Raw genomic sequence first — 20,634 nt, 5'->3', positions numbered from 1 at the left:
GCTCCCGGCGCCGGGTCCCCGCAGCCCTAGGCTGAGGCCATGCGACCTCGTGCACTCCTGGCCCTCGGCGCCGTGGCCGTGCTCCTGCTGTCCGGCTGTGCGCCCGAACCCGAGGTGAAGCCGACCGGGACGCCGTCGGCCGCGATCACGCCCGCCCCGACGGACGCGGCGGCGCAGGCGCCCACCCCGGCTTTCGACGTGGACTGCGCCGATGTCGAGGCGGCGATGTCGACCGCCGGCGGCGATGTCGGCGGTGAGGTGGCCGAGGTGCTCGGCGTGTGGTCGTCGCCGAGCTGGTACCCCGGTCCGGCGCAGCACATGTTCCAGCGGGCGGGCGGTATCGCCTGCTCGGCGGGAACGGCGGAGCACAATTGGGAGGTCACGATCCTCCCCGGGGCCGAGGAAACGGTCGCGGGCGCGGAGTCGCGCGGCGGCTACTACGGTGAGGAATCCCGCTGCGAGACCGGCGGGTACTGCTTCTTCCAGCTCCTCGACGGCGAGGTGCTCGTGTCGGCGACCGTCGTGGACCCGGAGAAGGGGCCGGACGACACCGCGGCGTTCGAGGAGGCCCTGCGCGCGCTCGGCGCCGCGGCCGTGGCGTCGCTGCGGGAGGTGGATGTGACGGAGAGCCCGGTGGAGGGTGTGGACTGCACGCGGTTCCTCACCGCGACGGAGCTCGCGGAGCAGGTCGACGCCGAGGTGTACGTGGTCGACGCGTTCGGCGGGTGGTCCATCCCGGCCGAGGTCTACCAGGAGCGCAACGGTGCGCGGATCTGTTACTACGCCTCCGGGGACGACGAATACGCCGCGCAGGGGTACATCATGCTCACCACGCTGCCCGGTGGCGCGTGGGCGTTCGACGAGCTCGAGGGCGAGGAGGAGATCGAGGTCGAGGGAGCGGATGCCGCCCGTACCGGCGTCGACGAACTCCGCCGTCCGGTGCTGGATCTCCGCGTGGGCGCGGACTGGCTGCGTCTCACGACGTTCGACGGGTCCGGAATCGACGACCTCGCGCCGATCGCGGCCACCATCGCGGACGACTTCGCCGTGGCCCGTCCCGGCGGACAATGACCGCCGTGGGCTAGCCTGGGCGCGAGGGGGAGGACGCATGGCCGAGTGGGTTCCGGATGTTCTCGGCGATGAGTTCGCCCAGCTCACCCTCGACCTCGGCAGCGACGAGCAGGGTCCTGTGGTCGCCACTCTCGTGCGGGCTCTGCCGACTCCCGTCCCGTGGTGGGAGCGTGCCCGGCGCCGTCGCCCGCTGCTGGAGGGCGTGGACGTGCTGTACGTCCACGGATGGTCGGACTACTTCTTCCAGAAGCGGTTGGCGCGGTTCTGGACGGCTCGCGGCGCCCGCTTCTTCGCCCTCGATCTGCGCAAGTACGGGCGCAGTCTTCGGGAAGGACAGACCCCGGGCTACATCACCGATCTGTCCACCTATGATGAGGACATCGCCGCGGCCCTGGACGCCATGGGACGCGGCGACGGCGGCGAGGAGAGCGGTCGTCGTCTGATCCTGTTCGGACACTCGACCGGTGGCCTGACGCTGAGCCTGTGGGCGTCGCGGCATCCCGGTGCGGCCGATGCCCTCGTCCTCAACAGTCCCTGGCTCGAGTTCCAGTTCGCCCCCGTGCGGGCCGCCATCGCTCCGATGGTGGAGTTCCAGGCGCGGATCCGGCCGCTCGACGTCGCGCCGCAGATCGACCTCGGCTACTACACGCGGGCGCAGCAGGAGGTGGCCGACCCGGACGACCCGATGGAGGTCAACACCGCGTGGCGCCCGGTGCAGACGATGGCCGTCTACGCCGGCTGGCTCAACGCGATCCTCTCCGGGCACAAGACCGTCGCGGCAGGTCTGAACATCGCGGCACCGGTCTGCGTGCTGCTGTCGGCGCGGTTCGTTCCGCCGACCCGCTGGTCGGAGGAGCTCACCTCGGCCGACTCCGTTCTCGTCGTCGACGACATCGCCCGCGCGGCCCTGCGGCTGGGTTCCACGGTGACGGTCGAACGGATCGACGGCGCCCTGCACGACGTCTTCCTGTCCCGGCACGACGCCCGGGAGGACGCCTACCGTCGCCTGCACCGCTGGGTCGTCGGCTGGCGCGCCGCTCACACGTAGTACATCGCGCGGGCGAGACGCTCCGCCTCGTCGCCGTCACCGCTGCGCACCGCCTCGGCGAAATCGGCATACACCTCGCGCATGCGTTCGCGATCGCCGGGACGCACGACCCATCCGCGCAGGTTCCGGGTCACGGCCACGGCGACATCGTCGATGAGCATCCGGTGCTGGCGGTTGCCGCTGTGGTCGGCGAGGTAGGCGAAGACCGCCCACCGCGCCCGCGCCGTCGACGCCCCGTCGGTGAGCGATTCCTGCATCCGTGCGATGAGATCCTGCACGCGCTCGCGGTGGACGGCGCTCAGTCTCGGCACCGCCATCCGCGCCGTGATGCCGCCCTGGTAGCCGGCGAACTCCAGCGATTCGGCCACCACCTGCGGCGTGACCATCGTCACCTCCGTGTACCGGCTCGGGTACATCGTCACCAGTCCCAGTCGCTCCAGGCGCTGGAGTGCTTCGCGCACCGGCGTCCGCGAGACGTGGAGTTCGTCCGCCACGTCGACGTCCCGGATCCGGTCACCCTCGGCGAACTCTCCCTCCGTGATCAGCCGCCCGATGTGGTGGAACACCTCATCCGCCAGCAGCTGCTTGTTCTCTCCGATGCTCTTCGACTCGATCTGCCCCATGGCCCAGCCCCCGGTCGTTCTTGGTCTGCCACCGGCGTCCACTCCCGGGCGGTGAGGGGAGCGACGGTCGCAGGATTGCCGTCATGCCTCCACGGGGGGCCGATCCGCGTGGGGGCGCGCAGCGGGCGGGGAGGCTTGTCATGAACCCGGGACCGGTCGACGTGCGACGCCGGCAGACCCCAGGCCGACGCGAGCTTCGGGGGCCCGCGCCGCTCCCTCCCCTGAGCCGGCATGGCATCCTCGAAGCGCATCCACCGCGGCGATCGGGTGTCGGACGGGGATGGCGTCGGAGTCGTGACGAGTCACGACCGCTTCCAGTCTCGACGAAGAACACCGATATCCCGATATGCGTTGACCGGAGAAAAGAAGGGGCTCGGGATGACTCCCGAGCCCCGATCGCCGACGCGAGTGTTGTCAGCGGTAGTTGATGAACTGCAGATCGATGTCGAGGTCGCTGCCCTTGAGGAGCGCGATCACGGACTGAAGGTCGTCGCGGCTCTTGGACTGCACGCGCAGCTCGTCGCCCTGGATCTGGCTCTTCACGCCCTTGGGGCCCTCATCGCGGATGATCTTGCCGATCTTCTTCGCGTTCTCGGACGAGATGCCGTCCTTCAGGCTCGACAGGATGCGGAACTCCTTGCCGCTGGCGAAGGGCTCGCCCGAGTCGAGGCTCTTCAGCGAGATGCCGCGCTTGATGAGCTTGGACTGGAAAACGTCGAGGACGGCGTTCGCGCGCTCCTCCGTGTTCGCGGTGATGAGGATCTGCTCGCCGCTCCAGGCGATCGAAGCGCCGGTCCCCTTGAAGTCGTAGCGCTGCTCCACCTCTTTGCGCGCCTGGTTCAGGGCGTTCTCGGCCTCCTGGCGATCCACTTTCGAGACGATGTCAAAGGAACTGTCAGCCATGACTCAACTGTATCCGCGGGTGTGCGGAAAGTCCCGTGGGTGAGGCACGACTCCTCCTTCTGCCCGGCGTCACCGCCGTCATCCGCGACGGCGAGCAGTTCCTGCTGGCCCGGCACGCGCACTCCGGCGCGTGGAGTCTGTTCGGGGCCGGCGCGCGCTGGCCCTCTGGCTCCCGCCCGGGGCGGGGCCCGCTAGCTTCCGGTCGCCGTGTAGACGTTGTCGGACACCCGAGTCATCCCGTCTGGAGCAGGCGCATCGTCGGGGACCACGGTGAACGTGCCCGTGACGCCTCCGATCGAGAAAGGGGCCCCGTTCCCACCGCACCCGATCACCCACGTGTCAGCGTCGACGTAGGCGAGGAGACACGCTGCGGCATCGTCACGAGCGCGAGCGAGCCACAGGGACGTCCCGTCGCCTTCTCCGACGAACCGGGCTGTCGCCTGGTCCACGTCGTCCCACGCGTAGCCGGGCAGATCGGCAGGAACCTCGTCCCGCGCCTCGGCTTCGCGATCGAGCACGGAGTATGCGCCTCCCGCAGCCGTGCACCCGCTGAGTGCGACCGCGGACAGGATGACGGCGAGGGCGGCAGCAGACGGTCGAACGTGGAATCCCATCCGGCGATGCTCTCGCAGATGAGCCCCATGCGGAACCCCGCAGACTCTGCCGCGGAGCCTCGAGAGGTCTGACCTCCGGCCGATATGGAAGCGTTTTCATAACACGTGCCTCGCGTCGGGCCGATCACGGGTTGATATCAACGCCTTCGCGGATTGTAATCGCCTCTCGAAACGATGCATACTGTAAGCGCTTGCAGTCTTGCAGGCGCTCAGCACTGAGAGAGGCACACACCAATGAAGGTGAACAAGAGGGGCATGGTCGCCGCGGGCGCCATCGCCATCGTTTCGGCTCTGACGCTCGCCGGCTGCTCGACCGGCTCCGGCGGCGACGACTCTTCCTCCGGTGGAGACAGCGGCGGCACGCTGACCGTCTGGGTCGACGCCGAGCGGGTCGACGCGCTGCAGGGCGCGGCGGACGCGTACCAGGAGAAGACCGGTGTCACGGTCAAGCTGGTGGGGAAGTCCGTCGACGACATGAAGGACGACTTCATCCAGCAGGTCCCGACCGGCAAGGGCCCCGACGTGGTCATGGGCGCTCACGACTGGCTCGGCGAGCTCTCGACCAACGGTGTCGTTGCGCCGATCGAGCTCGGCGACAGCTCGGAGGACTACCTCCCCGTCGCCCTCCAGGCGGCGACCTACGAGGGCACCGTCTACATGCTTCCGTACGCCGTCGAGAACATCGCCGTGCTGCGCAACGCCGACCTCGTCCCCGAGCCCGCGACGAGCTTCGACGACATGGTCTCGAAGGGCACGTTCGTCGTGGAGCAGGGCGCCGAGGGCAACCCGTACCACCTGTACCCGTTCCAGACCGCCTTCGATGCACCGGTCTTCGGCACCGACGACAGCGGCAGCTACGACCCCACCGACCTGCAGCTCGGCAGCGAGGGCGGCTTCGCCTTCGCCGACTGGCTGGGTGCGCAGGGCGCCGCAGGCACGCTGAACACCGACATCGACGGCGAGATCGCCAAGCAGCAGTTCCTCGACGGCACCGCCGCCTTCTGGCTGACCGGTCCGTGGAACGTGGGCGCGGCCACCGATGCGGGCATCAACGTCGAGATCGACCCGATCCCGAGCCCGACGGGCGAGACGGCCTCGCCGTTCGCCGGCGTCAAGGGCTTCTTCGTGAGCGCCGAGTCGAAGAACAAGGTCGCCGCGAACGACTTCCTCGTCAACTACCTCGGCACGGAGGACGTGCAGCTGGAGCTGTTCACGGCCGGCAACGTCCTCCCGGCCCTGACAGCGGCCGCGGACACCGCGGCGTCCGACCCGATCATCGCCGGCTTCCAGGCCGTCGGTGCCGACGCGGTCCCCATGCCGGCGATCCCCGCCATGGGTGCGGTCTGGCAGTTCTGGGGTGTGGCCGAGGCCGCCATCATCAACGGCGAGGACCCGCAGGCGACGTGGCAGAAGCTCGTCGACGACGTGACCGCCGCGATCGAGTAACGGCCGACCAGATGACGACCCTGCCGGGGCGGGCCGCCCAGCCCGCCCCGGCAGGACCATGACGAGGACGACATGACAGACACCGAAGAGCGCACCGCGCCCCCCACGCCTCGGCAGCGCCAGGCGGCGAAGATCGCCGAGGCGGCCTCCCGACCGATCGGGTGGATGCTGCTCAAGATCCTGTTGCTGGCCATCGTGGACGCGATCGCCGTCTACGCCGTGTTCGTGCTGCTCGTGCAGCGGGAGTGGCTCGTGCTCGGCCTCGTCGTCGCGGTGACGGTCGTCGTCAACTACATCTACTTCTCCCGCAAGCGCATCGCGGCGAAGTACCTCACCCCCGGCATCATCTTCCTGGTCCTGTTCCAGGTCTTCACGCTCCTCTACACGGGCTACATCGGCTTCACGAACTACGGCACCGGCCACAACGGGAGCAAGGAGCAGGCGATCTCGTCGCTGCTCGCCTCCGCGCAGGAGCGCGTCGAGGACTCTCCGACGTACCCCGTGACGGTGGTCGAGCAGTTCGGCACCTACGGCCTCCTCGTCACGGATCCCGAGGACGGCGATGCGCTCCTCGGCACGGCGGAGCAGCCTCTCGCCGAGGTCGATGCGGAGTTCGAAGGCGGCAAGGCCGTCGCCGTGGACGGATGGACGACTCTTCCGCTCGCCACCGTCTTCACCCTGTCGGAGGAGCTGGAGCAGCTCTCCGTCCCCTTCAGCGACGACCCCAACGACGGCAGCCTCCGTGCGCCCGACGGGCAGAACGGTTATCTCTACGTCTCGACGCTGACCTACGACGCCGATGCCGACACGATCACGGACACCGCGACCGGCACGGTCTACAGCGACACCGGCGACGGTGCGTTCACCGCGGAGGACGGCGAGCAGCTGCTGCCCGGCTGGCAGACCACGGTCGGCTTCGACAACTTCGTCCGCGCGGTGACCGACGAGTCCATCCGCGGCCCGCTCATCTCCGTCACCGTCTGGACCTTCGTGTTCGCGCTGGTGTCCGTCGCGACGACCTTCTTCCTCGGCCTGCTGCTCGCACTCGTCTTCAACAACACGCGGATGCGCTTCCGCAACGGCTACCGGATCATCCTCATCCTCCCGTACGCCTTCCCCGCATTCCTCTCCGCGCTCGTCTGGGCCGGGATGATGAACGAGAGCTTCGGGTTCATCAACCAGGTGCTGTTCGGCGGCGCGGCCATCCCGTGGCTCACCGACCCGGTGCTGGCGAAGGTGTCCGTGCTGCTGGTGAACCTCTGGCTCGGCTTCCCGTACATGTTCCTCGTCTGCATGGGGGCGCTGCAGGGCATCCCGGAGGACGTCAACGAGGCCGCCGTGATGGACGGCGCGAACCCCTGGCAGGTCTTCCGCCGGATCAAGCTGCCGCTGCTGCTGGTGACCGTGGCGCCGCTGCTGATCTCGTCGTTCGCGTTCAACTTCAACAACTTCAACCTGATCTACATGCTGACCAAGGGCGGCCCGCGCTTCAGCGACGTGTCGATCCCCGTCGGCCACACCGACATCCTCATCTCGATGGTCTACAAGGTGGCCTTCACCGGGCAGACCCGCGACTACGGACTCGCCTCCGCCTTCACGATCCTGATCTTCGTCGTGGTCGCGACGATCTCGATCATCAGCTTCCGCAAGACCAAGGCCCTCGAGGAGCTGAACTGACATGAGCACCGTCCCCAGCACCGCCACCGCCCCGCGCACCGCTCCGCCGCGTCGTTCGTTCGGCGCCTGGTTCGCCGACACCGGATGGCGTCACCTCGTCGCCATCGTGGTGAGCGCCTTCGCCCTCTTCCCGCTCCTGTACGTCGTGTCGGCCTCGCTCAACCCGAAGGGCACGCTCACCGGGTCGAACCAGCTCTTCTCGGCCATCGGGATCGACAGCTACGTGCGCATCCTCAGCGACCCGCAGAACCCGTACGGGACGTGGTTCCTGAACACGCTGCTCATCGCGGTCGTGACGGGCGCGGTCACCGTCTTCATCGGCGCCTGTGCGGCATATGCCTTCTCCCGCATGCGCTTCGCGGGCCGCCGCGTGGGGCTCGTCACCATCGTCGTGGTGCAGATGTTCCCGCAGCTCCTCGCGGTCGTCGCGATCTTCCTGCTGATGTCGACGCTGGGGGACTGGTTCCCGGCGATCGGCCTCAACACGCACACCGGCCTGATCCTCGTCTATCTCGGCGGCGCGCTCGGCGTGAACACCTACCTGATGTACGGCTTCTTCAACACGATCCCGAAGGAGATCGACGAGGCCGCCCGCATCGACGGCGCCGGGCACGCGCGGATCTTCTTCACGATCATCCTGCGTCTGGTCGCCCCGATCCTCGCGGTCGTCGGTCTGCTCTCCTTCATCGGCACGGTGAACGAATACGTGATCGCCAGCGTCATGCTCGTCGACGTGGATCAGCAGACCCTCGTCGTCGGTCTGACCAAGCTCGTGGCGAACCCTCGCTACGCCGACTGGTCGGCCTTCTCGGCCGGCGCGGTCATGGCGGCGATCCCGGTGATGGTGCTCTTCCTCTTCCTGCAGAAGTACATCGTCGGTGGTCTGACCGCGGGGGCGACCAAGGGCTGATCGACGCATCGGCGGGTGCTAGCGTGCGTCACATGCTACCTTGTGAGGCATGACAGCGGACGTCGGGGCGCAGATGCGCAAGGGAGTGGTCGAGTACTGCGTGCTCGGCTTGCTCTCGCGCGAGCCCATGTACGGCTGGCAGCTGTCGGAGGCACTCACCGGCGCCGGGCTGATCGCCAGCATCGGCACGCTCTACCCGCTGCTCGGGCGCTTGCGGGACAACGGCTGGGTGACGACGTTCGACCGGCCGTCCGAGAGCGGTCCGGCGCGCAAGTACTACCGGCTCACGGATGCCGGTATCGATCAGCTCCCGCGCTTCCGGGCGCAGTGGGCGCCGTTCGCCCGTGCCGTCACGGGCATGGTGGGGGAAGGATGACCATGACCGAGAAGACCGCAGCCGAGTTGCGTGACGACTACCTGGCACGGCTCGACGAGGCGATGCGCGGACTTCCGCACGGTGTCGCATCCGACATCCGTGGCGGGATCGCGGAGGAGCTCGACGGGCTCGACGCGGCAGCGACCGCGGAACGGATCGCTCGGCTGGGCGATCCGCGAGGGATCGCGCGCGAGGCGGAGGACGAGGTACCGACGGCGCCGCCCGTCGTGCTCCCCGCACCCACGCCGGCGCCGGCGGCACCACGCACGCCGACGACGGCGACGAGGGGATTCGCGATCGCGGCCGCGCTCACCCTGAGCTTCGGTGGGATCGTGGTGCCGGTCGTCGGCTGGTTCGTGGGCGCGGTGCTCGTGAGCCTCAGTGCGATGTGGCGGACCTGGGAGAAGGCCGTCGCGATCCTCGTGCCCTTCGTGGTCACCGGGCTGTCCTTCCTGATCGCCTCGACCATGACCGGCTTCTCGACGGGCTCGGCCTCCGGGAGCGCGACCGACGGCGACGCGGTGTCGGAGGTGGTGAACCCGCTCGTCCCCTCCTTCGGGGAGTGGCACCTGCTCCTGTTGCTGGGCTTCCTGCTGGTCCCGGCCTCCGGGCTCTGGCTGCTCTGGCGGATGCGCGGCCGCGGCCTCCGCTGACGGAGGCCGCCGCGTCGCGGCGTTGCTCACGACCCGCGCGACGGCTCGGGCCTACGGTGAGACCATGGCACGGGTGGGTGGACGCAACCTCGGGATGAGCTGGTTCGCCGGCATCGTGTGCGCCGGGATCGTCGGCGCCCTCGTCTGGCTCTCGCTGCCGATGCTCCCGATCCTCGCGCAGTTCGCCGGTGACGCGCTCCGCAGCACTTTCCCCTGAGCGGCGGAGACCGCGGGACCACGCGTATGGCGACACGACGGCACGCCTCCGGAAGCGCCGGGACGGGCGGCGGTAATCTCGCACTGCACATCCCCGATGAGAGGCGCATCCCATGAGTGATCCCGAGGCTCGTCAGCCCGAGAAGTCGAACGACGTCGACGACGTCGTCGGCAGCGCGAACGCCGGTCTCGACGCCGCCGCGGCGGCCCGCGGAGATGCTCCCGCCGGCGCGGACGACGGCGACCGCTCGCGCGCCGACGACGTGACCCCGGCGTCCGCAGAGACGCCCGCCGACCAGGCCGCCCCGCGACAGGAGCCTGCCGTCGATCCCGATCTCGCCGCGTTCGAGGCCGCTGAGCGGGAGCACCCCGGCACCTTCGCCGCCTCCGCGCCTGCTCCGACTCGTGCCGAGGATGACCGTCCCGTCGCCGACCGCTTCGGCGACGAGCGCCGCGACGCGACCCCCGAGACCTCGCTGTACGCGACGCCGGAGACCTCGCTGTACGACACCTCGGCCCCTCGCGGACACGAGGAGTCGGCCATGGCGGGCGCCGCCTACGCGTCCCACGCCGACGACACCGACACCCGCATCGTGCCGTCCGAGCCGCTCACGAACGGCGCCGCCGCTCCGCAGCAGCCGCAGCAGCCGCAGCCGATCTTCGTGCAGGCGCCGGAGCCGCCGCGCGAGCGGGGCAACCGGGGTACCGCCGGCGCCATCGGTCTGCTCGCCACCGTCGCCTTCGCGCTGCTCTACCTCGCGACCATCCTGGGCCTCGGCGCCCTCGCCGGCGACGTGAACGGGGAGAACATCGGCGAGGCGCTCGTCGCCCCGCTGCTCACCTGGGGCTTCTGGACGCCGGTGGTCGTGTTCTTCCTCGGCTTCTGGCTCCTCGGAGCGATCATCAACCGCGGACGCTGGGGCCTGTGGGTCGTGTTCGGCATCGTGGTCGGGCTGATCGCCTACGCCGGACACATCCTGGGGCAGCTCTTCGAGGCGCCCTTCTGGAAGCTCACGGCGTCGCAGGGTCTCGAACTCGCGGGGGAGCAGCTGCTGGCACCGCTGGCCATCGCGGCCTTCGTCTTCGCCCGCGAGCTCACGATCTGGTTCGGCGCCTGGGTGGCCCGTAGCGGCGCCCGCAAGACCGAGCTGAACGAGGAGGCGCAGCGCGAGTACGAGCGCACCCTCGAGGCCGGTCCGACCCTGTCGAGGTAATCACGAACACCACCACGCCGAACCCCCGCGGGCCCGAGTCCGCGGGGGTTTCGGCTGTCCTCGCGGCGGTGATGGCCACCATCGCCTTCTTCGCTCTTGCCGTCTTCGGTCTCGGTGCCCTCAGCGTCGCCACCGACCGCGACATCATCGACGTTCCGGGCCTGGGTCAGATCCCCGGGGTGACCGGCATGGTCGCGGCCGTCGTCGTGTTCGCCCTCACGCTGTGGGCGACGGTGCGGCGGGGACACGCCTCCTTCGGCTCTGCTCCCGTGATCGCGCTGCTCACGGCACTCGTGCACCTGGCCGCCGTCTGGTTCGCCGTGGTCGTCGCGACGAGCGATGTGGTCGTGGCCACCGCCGTCGCCGGAGATCTCGTCCGCGGCGGCGCGAGTCTCGTGCTCCTCGCCGCCGCGGCGGTGGCCGCCTGGGGCGGGATCGCCCTGCGCCGCACGAGGTCGGCGAGGCCGCAGTGGCCGTGGGAGCGCGACGAGGGGGAATGACACCCCGTAAATCCGCGCCGTGAGCGGCGACGCGCCGTACGCTGGTGGGGTGGAGCGCTCATTGGAGACGCAGGTCGACCAGGCCGTCGAGGCCTGGTTGCGCTGGGTGCCGCGCTGGGAGCCGGCGACGCACCGCGGCCGGACCGCGCCCTGCCGACGCTGTCTCGGCTCGCCCATCCTCGCCGCCGCGGGCATCGCCGGCACCACCCCGCACGGCGTCCAGCACGGCCTGTCGACGCGCATCAAGACGATCGTCGACCACGCGGTCGCCGAGTACACCGCGCGCAACCTGCCGACCCTGCAGCGTGAACTCGATCAGCAGGCCGCGCGCAACCGGGCTCGCAGCTACCGGCCGACGGAGGACCTCGATCCCGAGTTCGAGGGCATGCCGCTGGATCCGGAGCCGGTGCCGGGCGCCCCCTTCCTCTTCACGATCGCCGGTCTCGCCGACGATTCGGCCGCCGAGTTGCCGCCCCTGCCCCCGCTGTCGGACGAGGCGAAGACCGCTCTGCGACAGGAAGTCGCCTTGGCGGACGAATACGCGAACCTCGTCGGGCGCGAGATCTGCGGGATCCTGCTCCGACACCGGATCACGATCCAGGCGGCGGTGTCGCGGCACGTCGAGCCGCAGATCGAAGCGCTCCTGGCCGAGCTCACGGAGTCGCTGGACTCGCCGTTCGACCCCGACATCCCCTGACTTCGGGCGGCGCCGCGGAGCGCGACCGTCATTTGACCGTCAGGTTACGCGGCATTACACTTGATCAGGTGTGTGCACGTCCTGACGTGCGCGCTGGGCGTCGGCACCTCGCCGGTCCGCCCCCACGGCATACCCACCACACCAAAAGCTCGTCGGTTCCGGCGTGCCGGTGGGTCATGATGTGAAACCCATCACGCTGTCACCGTGCAGCACTATGAGGAGAGAACGTGCCAACCATTCAGCAGTTGGTTCGCAAGGGTCGCTCGCCCAAGGTCACGAAGACCAAGGCACCCGCGCTCAAGGCGAACCCGCAGCAGGCCGGGGTCTGCACCCGCGTCTACACCACCACCCCGAAGAAGCCGAACTCGGCGATGCGCAAGGTCGCTCGTGTGAAGCTCCGCAACGGGACCGAGGTCACCGCGTACATCCCCGGTGAGGGCCACAACCTGCAGGAGCACTCCCTGGTGCTCGTCCGCGGCGGTCGTGTGAAGGACCTCCCCGGTGTGCGTTACAAGATCGTCCGTGGTGCCCTGGACACCCAGGCCGTCAAGAACCGTAAGCAGGCTCGTTCCCGCTACGGCGCGAAGAAGGGTTGAGTTAGATGCCTCGTAAGGGTCCCGCCCCCAAGCGCCCCGTCGTCAACGACCCGGTCTACGGCGCACCGATCGTCACCTCGCTGGTGAACAAGATCCTCGTCGACGGCAAGAAGTCGCTGGCCGAGTCGATCGTCTACGGCGCCCTCCGCGGCGTCGAGGCGAAGAACGGCCAGGACGCCGTCGCCACCCTGAAGAAGGCGCTCGACAACGTGCGCCCCACGCTCGAGGTCCGCAGCCGCCGTGTCGGTGGCTCGACCTACCAGGTTCCGGTCGAGGTCAAGCCGCACCGTGCGAACACCCTCGCGCTGCGCTGGCTCGTGAGCTACGCCAAGGGTCGTCGTGAGAAGACGATGACCGAGCGTCTCCAGAACGAGATCCTGGACGCGTCGAACGGCCTGGGTGCCGCGGTCAAGCGCCGTGAGGACACCCACAAGATGGCCGAGTCGAACCGCGCGTTCGCTCACTACCGCTGGTAACCCCTTCGACGGGCTCAGGGACCCTTCCGCGTTCCTGGGCCCGTCGCACCCCCTCTTCGCAGTACACCTGCTGCTCCAATAGATAAGGACACTCCTGTGGCACAAGACGTGCTCACGGACCTGAGCAAGGTCCGCAACATCGGCATCATGGCGCACATCGATGCCGGCAAGACCACGACGACCGAGCGCATCCTGTTCTACACGGGCGTCAACCACAAGCTCGGCGAGACGCACGACGGCGCGTCGACCACCGACTGGATGGAGCAGGAGAAGGAGCGCGGCATCACGATCACGTCTGCCGCCGTGACCTGCTTCTGGAACAAGAACCAGATCAACATCATCGACACCCCCGGTCACGTGGACTTCACGGTCGAGGTGGAGCGCTCGCTCCGCGTCCTCGACGGCGCGGTCGCCGTGTTCGACGGCAAGGAGGGCGTCGAGCCCCAGTCCGAGACCGTGTGGCGTCAGGCCGACAAGTACAACGTCCCCCGCATCTGCTTCGTCAACAAGATGGACAAGCTCGGCGCGGACTTCTACTTCACGGTCGACACGATCATCAACCGCCTCGGCGCGAAGCCGCTGGTGCTGCAGCTCCCGATCGGTGCCGAGAACGACTTCGTCGGCGTCATCGACCTCGTCGAGATGCGTGCTCTGGTCTGGCCCGGCGACGCCAAGGGTGACGTGACCATGGGCGCCTCCTACGAGGTGCAGGAGATCCCGGCCGACCTCAAGGACAAGGCCGAGGACTACCGCCAGCAGCTGCTGGAGACGGTCGCCGAGACCGACGAGGAGCTTCTCGAGAAGTTCTTCGGCGGCGAGGAGCTCACCGTCGCGGAGATCAAGGGCGCCATCCGCAAGATGGTCGTCGCCAGCGAGATCTACCCGGTCCTCTGCGGCTCCGCCTTCAAGAACCGCGGTGTGCAGCCGATGCTGGACGCCGTCGTCGACTACCTCCCGTCCCCGCTGGACGTGCCCGCCATCGAGGCGCACGACCCGAAGGACGAGGAGAAGATCATCGAGCGTCACCCCGACGCGAAGGACCCGTTCGCGGCACTGGCCTTCAAGGTCGCCGTGCACCCGTTCTTCGGCCGTCTGACGTACGTGCGCGTCTACTCGGGCGAGCTCGAGTCGGGTGCCCAGGTCATCAACTCGACCAAGGGCAAGAAGGAGCGCATCGGGAAGATCTTCCAGATGCACGCCAACAAGGAGAACCCGGTCGACAAGCTGACCGCCGGCAACATCTACGCCGTCATCGGCCTGAAGGACACCACCACCGGTGACACCCTCGCCGACATCGCGCAGCCGGTCGTCCTCGAGTCGATGACGTTCCCGGAGCCGGTGATCGAGGTCGCCATCGAGCCGAAGACCAAGGCCGACCAGGAGAAGCTGGGTCTCGCGATCCAGAAGCTCGCTGAGGAGGACCCGACCTTCCGCACGGAGCTCAACCCCGAGACCGGTCAGACGACCATCAAGGGCATGGGCGAGCTGCACCTCGACATCCTCGTGGACCGCATGAAGCGCGAGTTCCGCGTCGAGGCGAACGTCGGCAAGCCGCAGGTCGCGTATCGCGAGACGATCCGCAAGGCCGTCGAGAAGCACGACTACACGCACAAGAAGCAGACCGGTGGATCGGGCCAGTTCGCGAAGATCCAGTTCAACATCGAGCCGCTCGAGCTCGACGGCGAGAAGACGTACGAGTTCGTGAACGCGGTCACCGGTGGCCGTATCCCGCGCGAGTACATCGGCTCGATCGACGCCGGTTTCCAGGACGCCATGAACGTCGGTGTCCTCGCGGGCTACCCGATGGTGGGCGTCAAGGCGACCATCGTCGACGGTGCGGCGCACGACGTCGACTCCTCGGAGATGGCGTTCAAGATCGCGGGCTCCATGGGCTTCAAGGAGGCCGCTCGCCGTGCCAACCCCGTGCTGCTCGAGCCGCTGATGGCCGTCGAGGTCCGTACTCCGGAGGAGTACATGGGCGACGTCATCGGCGACCTGAACTCGCGTCGTGGCCAGATCCAGTCGATGGAGGACGCCGCCGGCGTCAAGGTCGTGCGCGCCGCGGTGCCGCTGTCCGAGATGTTCGGCTACATCGGCGACCTGCGCTCGAAGACCTCGGGCCGTGCCGTCTACTCCATGGAGTTCGACAGCTACGCCGAGGTCCCGCGCGCGGTGGCCGACGAGATCGTCCAGAAGGCCAAGGGCGAGTAATTCTTCTGGGAGCCCTGGGTCGCTGAGCCTGTCGACGCACCCGGGGTTCCCAGGTCACCTACAACTTCACATTCCCTCTCTACTAAACTGAGAACCTAACCCGTAGAGAACCGGTCGCAAACCAGTGCCCGGCACCTCTACAACGACGTCCTGAGGAGGACCCAGTGGCTAAGGCCAAGTTCGAGCGGACCAAGCCGCACGTCAACATCGGAACGATCGGTCACGTCGACCACGGCAAGACCACGCTCTCCGCAGCGATCTCGAAGGTGCTTGCCGACAAGTACCCGTCCGACACGAACGTGCAGCGCGACTTCGCTTCCATCGACTCGGCGCCGGAAGAGCGCCAGCGCGGTATCACGATCAACATCTCGCACATCGAGTACGAGACCCCGAAGCGCCACTACGCACACGTTGACGCCCCCGGCCACGCCGACTACGTCAAGAACATGATCACGGGTGCGGCGCAGATGGACGGCGCGATCCTCGTCGTCGCGGCCACCGACGGCCCGATGGCGCAGACGCGCGAGCACGTTCTGCTCGCCAAGCAGGTCGGCGTCCCCTACCTGCTCGTCGCGCTGAACAAGTCCGACGCGGTCGACGACGAGGAGATCCTGGAGCTCGTCGAGCTCGAGGTCCGCGAGCTGCTCTCGAGCCAGGGCTTCGACGGCGACAACGCTCCCGTCGTCCGTGTCTCCGCTCTCAAGGCCCTCGAGGGCGACGAGAAGTGGGTCGACGCGATCCTCGAGCTCATGCAGGCTGTCGACGACAGCGTTCCGGACCCGGAGCGTGACCGCGACAAGCCGTTCCTCATGCCCGTCGAGGACGTCTTCACGATCACCGGTCGTGGCACCGTCGTCACGGGTCGCGCCGAGCGTGGCACCCTGGCCATCAACTCCGAGGTCGAGATCGTGGGTCTGCGCCCGACGCAGAAGACGACCGTCACCGGTATCGAGATGTTCCACAAGCAGCTCGACGAGGCATGGGCCGGCGAGAACTGTGGTCTGCTCCTCCGCGGCACCAAGCGCGAGGACGTGGAGCGCGGTCAGGTCATCGTGAAGCCGGGTTCGGTCACGCCGCACACCAACTTCGAGGGCACGGCCTACATCCTGTCCAAGGACGAGGGTGGCCGCCACAACCCCTTCTACACGAACTACCGTCCGCAGTTCTACTTCCGCACCACGGACGTCACCGGCGTCATCTCGCTGCCCGAGGGCACCGAGATGGTCATGCCCGGCGACACCACCGACATGACGGTCGAGCTGATCCAGCCGATCGCCATGGAGGAGGGCCTCGGCTTCGCCATCCGTGAGGGTGGTCGTACGGTCGGCGCCGGTACGGTGACGAAGATCATCAAGTAAGCATCCGCTTCCTCGCAGAGGGGTCGAGCCTTCGGGCTCGGCCCCTCTGTCGTTTTCCGCATCGAGGGTTCCGTCGCTCGGCTCCGCCCTGCACAATGAGGTGGTCCGGCGGGATCGCCGGACGCACACACCTCCGAAGGGGATTCACATGGGTATCGAGGACGCCGTCAACAAGGGCAAGGACCTGTACGAGCAGAACAAGGACAAGCTCGCCGAAGCGGTCAAGAGCGAGCAGGCCGAGGACATCAGCGACAAGGTCCTCGACGGCGTCGCCGACTTCGCGAAGAAGATCGCACCCGGCGCCGCCGACAAGATCGACGAGATCCGCGAGAGCGCTGACAAGAGCATCGGCAACGAGTAGAGCCGGACGTCTCCGCGAAGAGCGGCGGTCCCCGCACCCGGGACCGCCGCTCTTCCGCGTCGGGGATAAGCGCGGCGCCCTCGGATGTGGCGGATTCTCCGAGGGATCGAGTAGGATCGTCTCGACCGCCTGGGGATCTTGCGGTCGGGGCGCCGAAGGGGTTCGGCTCCCGAATCACGCGGCTCATCCGCGTTCACACTGGGGAAAGCGATCTTGGGGATCATCGTGCGACGCGCGCACTCCGTGCGCCTGAGCGTCTCCCCGCCTGCGCGGCGGGTCTTCCGCCGTGCCCTCGGTCGAGGCGTCCGGCGTCCCTTCACGCCGGATTCCTCGCGTTCGGTGTGCCCCCTCGCACCGGACGCCCTCCCCAAGCGGGGCGAGGCATGGGGATGCCTCGCCCCGCGCTCCTCTGCGCGCTGAGCTCCCGCGGCGACGAGGTTCGCTGGGAGTCCGGTGAGCGCGACACGCCCGGGTTTGCAGAAGTGAAATCCGCCGTGGCAGAATAGACAGGTTCGATATTCCGTCGCCGCTGTGCGTGCGCCGGATCACTGCCAGGGCAGTGCATAGACGGCGCCTCCTCCGGGAGGCTGCAGGGTTCTAGGCCGCGGGTAGCAGAACACAATCCCGACACCTTCATCATCGAGGGCACTGCCGTGCGCGGCGGGGGTCGGGCATCCGTTCACCTTCGGGTGGGCGGCTGACAGCAGAACAGTGGTGCAGCCTCTTCGACAGGCTCCCGGGCCGCGAGGTCGAGGAGTCCGAGAAGACGAGTGCCGAGGCGCGAACAGCGCCGACGTGCGTCCAATGCCCCAGGGCCACCCGGTCCAGGACGGTAAGACGCTGAAAGAGAGAGAGCAGACAATGGCGGGACAGAAGATCCGCATTCGCCTGAAGTCGTATGACCACGAGGTCATCGACACGTCCGCACGCAAGATCGTCGACACCGTGACCCGTGCGGGCGCGACCGTCGTCGGCCCCGTGCCCCTTCCGACCGAGAAGAACGTCGTGTGCGTCATCCGGTCGCCCCACAAGTACAAGGACAGCCGCGAGCACTTCGAGATGCGCACCCACAAGCGTCTGATCGACATCGTCGACCCGACGCCCAAGGCCGTCGACTCGCTGATGCGTCTCGACCTGCCGGCTGACGTCAACATCGAGATCAAGCTCTGAGGTCCGCCATGGTTGACATCAACTCCAAGGTTTCCAAGGGCATGCTCGGCACCAAGCTCGGCATGACCCAGGTCTGGAACGAGAACGGCAAGCTCGTTCCCGTCACCGTCATCGAGCTCGCCCCGAACGTGGTCACCCAGATCCGTACCCCCGAGAAGGACGGCTACAACGCCGTGCAGATCGCGTACGGCCAGATCGACCCCCGCAAGGTCAACAAGCCCCTCTCGGCTCACTTCGAGGCTGCCGGCGTCACGCCGCGTCGCCACGTGACCGAGGTCCGCACGGCCGACGCCGCCGACTACACCCTGGGCCAGGAGCTCACGGTGGACGGCACGTTCGAGGCCGGCCAGCTCGTCGACGTCGTCGGCACGAGCAAGGGCAAGGGCACCGCCGGTGTCATGAAGCGCCACAACTTCAAGGGCGTCTCCGCATCGCACGGTGCACACCGCAACCACCGCAAGCCCGGCTCCATCGGCGCATCGTCGACCCCGAGCCGCGTCTTCAAGGGCATGCGCATGGCCGGCCGTATGGGTGGCGAGCGCGTGACCGTCCTCAACCTCACGGTGCACGCCATCGACATCGAGAAGGGACTCATGCTCGTCAAGGGCGCCGTCCCCGGTGCTCGCGGCCGCATCGTCTACGTCCGCAACGCAGTGAAGGGTGCCTGATCATGGCTGACTCCACTCTCGCGCTCGACGTCCTCAAGGCAGACGGCAAGAAGGCAGGCTCTGTCGAGCTTCCCGCCGCTCTGTTCGACGTCAAGACGAACATCCCGCTCATCCACCAGGTCGTCGTCGCGCAGCTCGCGGCGGCTCGCCAGGGCACGCACTCGACCAAGCGTCGTGGTGAGGTCTCCGGTGCCGGCCGCAAGCCCTTCAAGCAGAAGGGCACGGGTAATGCCCGTCAGGGCTCGATCCGCGCGCCGCACATGACCGGCGGTGGCATCGTGCACGGCCCGAAGCCGCGCGACTACTCGCAGCGCACCCCCAAGAAGATGATCGCGGCCGCCCTGCTGGGCGCGCTCAGCGACCGCTTCCGCGGCGACCGCCTGCACGCGATCGACACGTTCGGCACCGACGGCGCGCCGTCGACCAAGGCTGCTGCGGGCTTCCTCGCCCAGGTCGCCACGTCGAAGAACGTCCTCGTGGTCATCGAGCGCGGCGACGAGCTCGCGCTCAAGAGCCTGCGCAACCTCGGCAACGTGCACCTGCTGTCGTACGACCAGCTCAACGCCTACGACGTGCTCGTCTCCGACGACATCGTCTTCACCCAGGCCGCGCTCGAGGGCTTCATCGCCTCCAAGTCCGGCGCCAACCAGGAGGTCTCCGCATGAGCGAGCAGGCATCTGTTCTCCAGACGGCCCTGAACAAGGACCCGCGCGACATCATCCTGAAGCCGGTCGTGTCCGAGAAGAGCTACGGCCTGATCGACGAGGGCAAGTACACCTTCCTCGTCGACCCGCGCGCTTCGAAGACCGAGATCAAGCTCGCCATCGAGAAGATCTTCGGCGTCAAGGTCGCGTCCGTCAACACGATCAACCGCGTCGGCAAGGCCCGTCGCACCCGCTTCGGCACCGGTAAGCGCAAGGACACCAAGCGCGCCATCGTGAGCCTGAAGTCGGGCACCATCGACATCTTCACGGCAATCGGCTGATCCGGGGGATAAAGGACAATCATGGCTATTCGCAAGTACAAGCCCACGACCCCGGGCCGTCGCGGCTCGTCGGTGGCTGACTTCGCCGAGATCACCCGATCGACGCCGGAGAAGTCGCTGCTGCGCCCGATCTCGAAGACCGGTGGTCGCAACAACCAGGGCCGCATCACGACCCGTCACATCGGTGGTGGCCACAAGCGCCAGTACCGCGTCATCGACTTCCGTCGCAATGACAAGGACGGCGTGAACGCCAAGGTCGCTCACATCGAGTACGACCCCAACCGCACCGCGCGCATCGCGCTGCTGCACTACTTCGACGGCGAGAAGCGCTACATCCTCGCGCCGGCGAAGCTGAAGCAGGGCGACATCGTCGAGTCGGGCCCCGCGGCGGACATCAAGCCGGGAAACAACCTCCCGCTGAAGAACATCCCCACGGGTACCGTCATCCACGCCATCGAGCTCCGCCCCGGCGGCGGCGCGAAGATGGCGCGCTCGGCCGGTGCATCGGTCCGCCTCGTCGCCAAGGACGGCCCCTACGCCCAGCTGCGTCTGCCCTCCGGTGAGATCCGCAACGTCGATGCGCGCTGCCGCGCGACCATCGGCGAGGTCGGCAACGCCGAGCAGTCGAACATCAACTGGGGCAAGGCCGGCCGCATGCGCTGGAAGGGCGTCCGCCCGACCGTCCGCGGTGTCGCGATGAACCCGGTCGACCACCCGCACGGTGGTGGTGAGGGCAAGACGTCCGGTGGACGTCACCCCGTCTCCCCGTGGGGTCAGGCCGAGGGCCGCACCCGCCACGCCAACAAGGAAAGCGACAAGTACATCGTGCGTCGTCGCAACGCCGGCAAGAAGCGCAAGTAG

General features: G+C 68.0%; 24 protein-coding genes. 21 read left to right on the top strand and 3 right to left on the bottom strand.

Features of this window, described 5'->3' with window-relative positions; translation table 11 throughout:
* Positions 1-39: 39 nt before the first annotated feature.
* Together AB0N68_RS02365 and AB0N68_RS02360 are read left to right on the top strand one after the other, a co-directional pair.
* Entirely contained in the window at positions 40-1,071 is a 1,032-nt protein-coding gene (locus AB0N68_RS02365; RefSeq protein ID WP_187662286.1) for a hypothetical protein, read from the top strand.
* A 37-nt stretch (positions 1,072-1,108) separates the two neighbouring features.
* Positions 1,109-2,119, top strand: a complete 1,011-nt coding sequence (locus tag AB0N68_RS02360) for an alpha/beta hydrolase (protein WP_292794183.1) — start codon at positions 1,109-1,111, stop codon at positions 2,117-2,119.
* Here AB0N68_RS02360 and AB0N68_RS02355 read toward each other — a convergent pair.
* The 3 genes from AB0N68_RS02355 to AB0N68_RS02345 all read right to left on the bottom strand — a co-directional run bounded on the left by AB0N68_RS02355 (position 2,110) and on the right by AB0N68_RS02345 (position 4,259).
* Positions 2,110-2,742, bottom strand: coding sequence for a GntR family transcriptional regulator (locus AB0N68_RS02355; RefSeq protein WP_292794186.1), 633 nt, complete (start codon positions 2,740-2,742; stop codon positions 2,110-2,112). The genes AB0N68_RS02360 and AB0N68_RS02355 overlap by 10 nt on opposite strands.
* A gap of 414 nt (positions 2,743-3,156) precedes the next feature.
* Positions 3,157-3,645: a YajQ family cyclic di-GMP-binding protein gene (locus tag AB0N68_RS02350; protein ID WP_187662263.1), complete on the bottom strand. Its 489-nt coding sequence runs from the start codon at positions 3,643-3,645 to the stop codon at positions 3,157-3,159.
* A gap of 191 nt (positions 3,646-3,836) precedes the next feature.
* Complete coding sequence (locus AB0N68_RS02345; RefSeq protein WP_292794189.1) at positions 3,837-4,259, bottom strand: hypothetical protein; 423 nt, start codon at positions 4,257-4,259, stop codon at positions 3,837-3,839.
* A 234-nt stretch (positions 4,260-4,493) separates the two neighbouring features.
* Here AB0N68_RS02345 and AB0N68_RS02340 point away from each other — a divergent pair, with 234 nt between their 5' ends.
* The 19 genes from AB0N68_RS02340 (at position 4,494) to rplB (ending at position 20,634) form a co-directional block, all read left to right on the top strand.
* Positions 4,494-5,705 (top strand): sugar ABC transporter substrate-binding protein, encoded by a 1,212-nt coding sequence (locus AB0N68_RS02340; protein WP_187662260.1) that lies wholly within the window; start codon positions 4,494-4,496, stop codon positions 5,703-5,705.
* 72 nt (positions 5,706-5,777) lie between these two features.
* Complete coding sequence (gene malF / locus AB0N68_RS02335; protein ID WP_292794192.1) at positions 5,778-7,382, top strand: maltose ABC transporter permease MalF; 1,605 nt, start codon at positions 5,778-5,780, stop codon at positions 7,380-7,382.
* Between the two features lies 1 nt (position 7,383).
* Positions 7,384-8,292, top strand: coding sequence for a sugar ABC transporter permease (locus AB0N68_RS02330; protein WP_062765238.1), 909 nt, complete (start codon positions 7,384-7,386; stop codon positions 8,290-8,292).
* Between the two features lie 49 nt (positions 8,293-8,341).
* Entirely contained in the window at positions 8,342-8,668 is a 327-nt protein-coding gene (locus AB0N68_RS02325; RefSeq protein ID WP_292794197.1) for a PadR family transcriptional regulator, read from the top strand.
* A 2-nt stretch (positions 8,669-8,670) separates the two neighbouring features.
* Positions 8,671-9,321 carry an HAAS signaling domain-containing protein gene (locus AB0N68_RS02320; RefSeq protein ID WP_292794200.1) on the top strand — a complete coding sequence of 217 codons (651 nt, stop codon included), beginning with the start codon at positions 8,671-8,673 and terminating at the stop codon, positions 9,319-9,321.
* A gap of 64 nt (positions 9,322-9,385) precedes the next feature.
* Positions 9,386-9,538 (top strand): hypothetical protein, encoded by a 153-nt coding sequence (locus tag AB0N68_RS02315; protein ID WP_164498161.1) that lies wholly within the window; start codon positions 9,386-9,388, stop codon positions 9,536-9,538.
* Positions 9,539-9,650: 112 nt separating this feature from the next.
* Positions 9,651-10,751 carry an acyltransferase family protein gene (locus tag AB0N68_RS02310; RefSeq protein ID WP_313366714.1) on the top strand — a complete coding sequence of 367 codons (1,101 nt, stop codon included), beginning with the start codon at positions 9,651-9,653 and terminating at the stop codon, positions 10,749-10,751.
* The gene (locus AB0N68_RS02305) at positions 10,751-11,251 is read left to right on the top strand and encodes a DUF6121 family protein (protein ID WP_522706305.1); all 501 of its coding nucleotides are present in this window, start codon (positions 10,751-10,753) and stop codon (positions 11,249-11,251) included. The genes AB0N68_RS02310 and AB0N68_RS02305 overlap by 1 nt, the downstream gene beginning before the upstream one ends.
* A gap of 49 nt (positions 11,252-11,300) precedes the next feature.
* Entirely contained in the window at positions 11,301-11,948 is a 648-nt protein-coding gene (locus tag AB0N68_RS02300) for a hypothetical protein (RefSeq protein WP_062765222.1), read from the top strand.
* Positions 11,949-12,175: 227 nt separating this feature from the next.
* Positions 12,176-12,544: a 30S ribosomal protein S12 gene (rpsL, locus tag AB0N68_RS02295; RefSeq protein ID WP_018187369.1), complete on the top strand. Its 369-nt coding sequence runs from the start codon at positions 12,176-12,178 to the stop codon at positions 12,542-12,544.
* Between the two features lie 5 nt (positions 12,545-12,549).
* Complete coding sequence (gene rpsG / locus AB0N68_RS02290; protein WP_017201608.1) at positions 12,550-13,020, top strand: 30S ribosomal protein S7; 471 nt, start codon at positions 12,550-12,552, stop codon at positions 13,018-13,020.
* A gap of 96 nt (positions 13,021-13,116) precedes the next feature.
* Positions 13,117-15,231, top strand: a complete 2,115-nt coding sequence (fusA, locus tag AB0N68_RS02285) for an elongation factor G (RefSeq protein WP_025102411.1) — start codon at positions 13,117-13,119, stop codon at positions 15,229-15,231.
* Positions 15,232-15,395: 164 nt separating this feature from the next.
* Complete coding sequence (gene tuf, locus AB0N68_RS02280; protein WP_025102410.1) at positions 15,396-16,589, top strand: elongation factor Tu; 1,194 nt, start codon at positions 15,396-15,398, stop codon at positions 16,587-16,589.
* 148 nt (positions 16,590-16,737) lie between these two features.
* On the top strand, positions 16,738-16,950 hold the full coding sequence (locus AB0N68_RS02275; protein ID WP_062632875.1) for a hypothetical protein: 213 nt from the start codon (positions 16,738-16,740) through the stop codon (positions 16,948-16,950).
* 861 nt (positions 16,951-17,811) lie between these two features.
* Entirely contained in the window at positions 17,812-18,120 is a 309-nt protein-coding gene (gene rpsJ / locus AB0N68_RS02270) for a 30S ribosomal protein S10 (protein WP_017201594.1), read from the top strand.
* An 8-nt stretch (positions 18,121-18,128) separates the two neighbouring features.
* The gene (gene rplC / locus AB0N68_RS02265) at positions 18,129-18,788 is read left to right on the top strand and encodes a 50S ribosomal protein L3 (protein WP_025102408.1); all 660 of its coding nucleotides are present in this window, start codon (positions 18,129-18,131) and stop codon (positions 18,786-18,788) included.
* A gap of 2 nt (positions 18,789-18,790) precedes the next feature.
* Positions 18,791-19,453: a 50S ribosomal protein L4 gene (gene rplD, locus AB0N68_RS02260; protein WP_187662253.1), complete on the top strand. Its 663-nt coding sequence runs from the start codon at positions 18,791-18,793 to the stop codon at positions 19,451-19,453.
* Positions 19,450-19,773, top strand: a complete 324-nt coding sequence (gene rplW, locus AB0N68_RS02255; RefSeq protein WP_025102406.1) for a 50S ribosomal protein L23 — start codon at positions 19,450-19,452, stop codon at positions 19,771-19,773. The genes rplD and rplW overlap by 4 nt, the downstream gene beginning before the upstream one ends.
* A gap of 21 nt (positions 19,774-19,794) precedes the next feature.
* Positions 19,795-20,634, top strand: coding sequence for a 50S ribosomal protein L2 (rplB, locus tag AB0N68_RS02250; protein WP_025102405.1), 840 nt, complete (start codon positions 19,795-19,797; stop codon positions 20,632-20,634).

It is taken from the genome of Microbacterium meiriae, assembly GCF_040685015.1.
Lineage (GTDB): Bacteria > Actinomycetota > Actinomycetes > Actinomycetales > Microbacteriaceae > Microbacterium > Microbacterium meiriae.
The sequence above is the reverse complement of the archived record's forward strand: the minus strand, read 5'-3'. Positions and strand labels throughout refer to the sequence as shown.

Bases quoted from the DNA above. Each gene is read 5' to 3' on its own strand.
- AB0N68_RS02325 (WP_292794197.1), top strand. From the start codon at position 8,342: ATGACAGCGGACGTCGGGGCGCAGATGCGCAAGGGAGTGGTCGAGTAC.
- rpsJ (WP_017201594.1), top strand. From the start codon at position 17,812: ATGGCGGGACAGAAGATCCGCATTCGCCTGAAGTCGTATGACCACGAG.
- AB0N68_RS02350 (WP_187662263.1), bottom strand. From the start codon at position 3,645: ATGGCTGACAGTTCCTTTGACATCGTCTCGAAAGTGGATCGCCAGGAG.
- rplW (WP_025102406.1), top strand. From the start codon at position 19,450: ATGAGCGAGCAGGCATCTGTTCTCCAGACGGCCCTGAACAAGGACCCG.
- AB0N68_RS02315 (WP_164498161.1), top strand. From the start codon at position 9,386: ATGGCACGGGTGGGTGGACGCAACCTCGGGATGAGCTGGTTCGCCGGC.
- AB0N68_RS02360 (WP_292794183.1), top strand. From the start codon at position 1,109: ATGGCCGAGTGGGTTCCGGATGTTCTCGGCGATGAGTTCGCCCAGCTC.
- rplD (WP_187662253.1), top strand. From the start codon at position 18,791: ATGGCTGACTCCACTCTCGCGCTCGACGTCCTCAAGGCAGACGGCAAG.
- AB0N68_RS02345 (WP_292794189.1), bottom strand. From the start codon at position 4,259: ATGGGATTCCACGTTCGACCGTCTGCTGCCGCCCTCGCCGTCATCCTG.
- rplC (WP_025102408.1), top strand. From the start codon at position 18,129: ATGGTTGACATCAACTCCAAGGTTTCCAAGGGCATGCTCGGCACCAAG.
- AB0N68_RS02365 (WP_187662286.1), top strand. From the start codon at position 40: ATGCGACCTCGTGCACTCCTGGCCCTCGGCGCCGTGGCCGTGCTCCTG.
- rplB (WP_025102405.1), top strand. From the start codon at position 19,795: ATGGCTATTCGCAAGTACAAGCCCACGACCCCGGGCCGTCGCGGCTCG.
- rpsG (WP_017201608.1), top strand. From the start codon at position 12,550: ATGCCTCGTAAGGGTCCCGCCCCCAAGCGCCCCGTCGTCAACGACCCG.
- AB0N68_RS02330 (WP_062765238.1), top strand. From the start codon at position 7,384: ATGAGCACCGTCCCCAGCACCGCCACCGCCCCGCGCACCGCTCCGCCG.
- AB0N68_RS02320 (WP_292794200.1), top strand. From the start codon at position 8,671: ATGACCGAGAAGACCGCAGCCGAGTTGCGTGACGACTACCTGGCACGG.
- AB0N68_RS02310 (WP_313366714.1), top strand. From the start codon at position 9,651: ATGAGTGATCCCGAGGCTCGTCAGCCCGAGAAGTCGAACGACGTCGAC.
- AB0N68_RS02340 (WP_187662260.1), top strand. From the start codon at position 4,494: ATGAAGGTGAACAAGAGGGGCATGGTCGCCGCGGGCGCCATCGCCATC.
- AB0N68_RS02355 (WP_292794186.1), bottom strand. From the start codon at position 2,742: ATGGGGCAGATCGAGTCGAAGAGCATCGGAGAGAACAAGCAGCTGCTG.
- AB0N68_RS02275 (WP_062632875.1), top strand. From the start codon at position 16,738: ATGGGTATCGAGGACGCCGTCAACAAGGGCAAGGACCTGTACGAGCAG.
- malF (WP_292794192.1), top strand. From the start codon at position 5,778: ATGACAGACACCGAAGAGCGCACCGCGCCCCCCACGCCTCGGCAGCGC.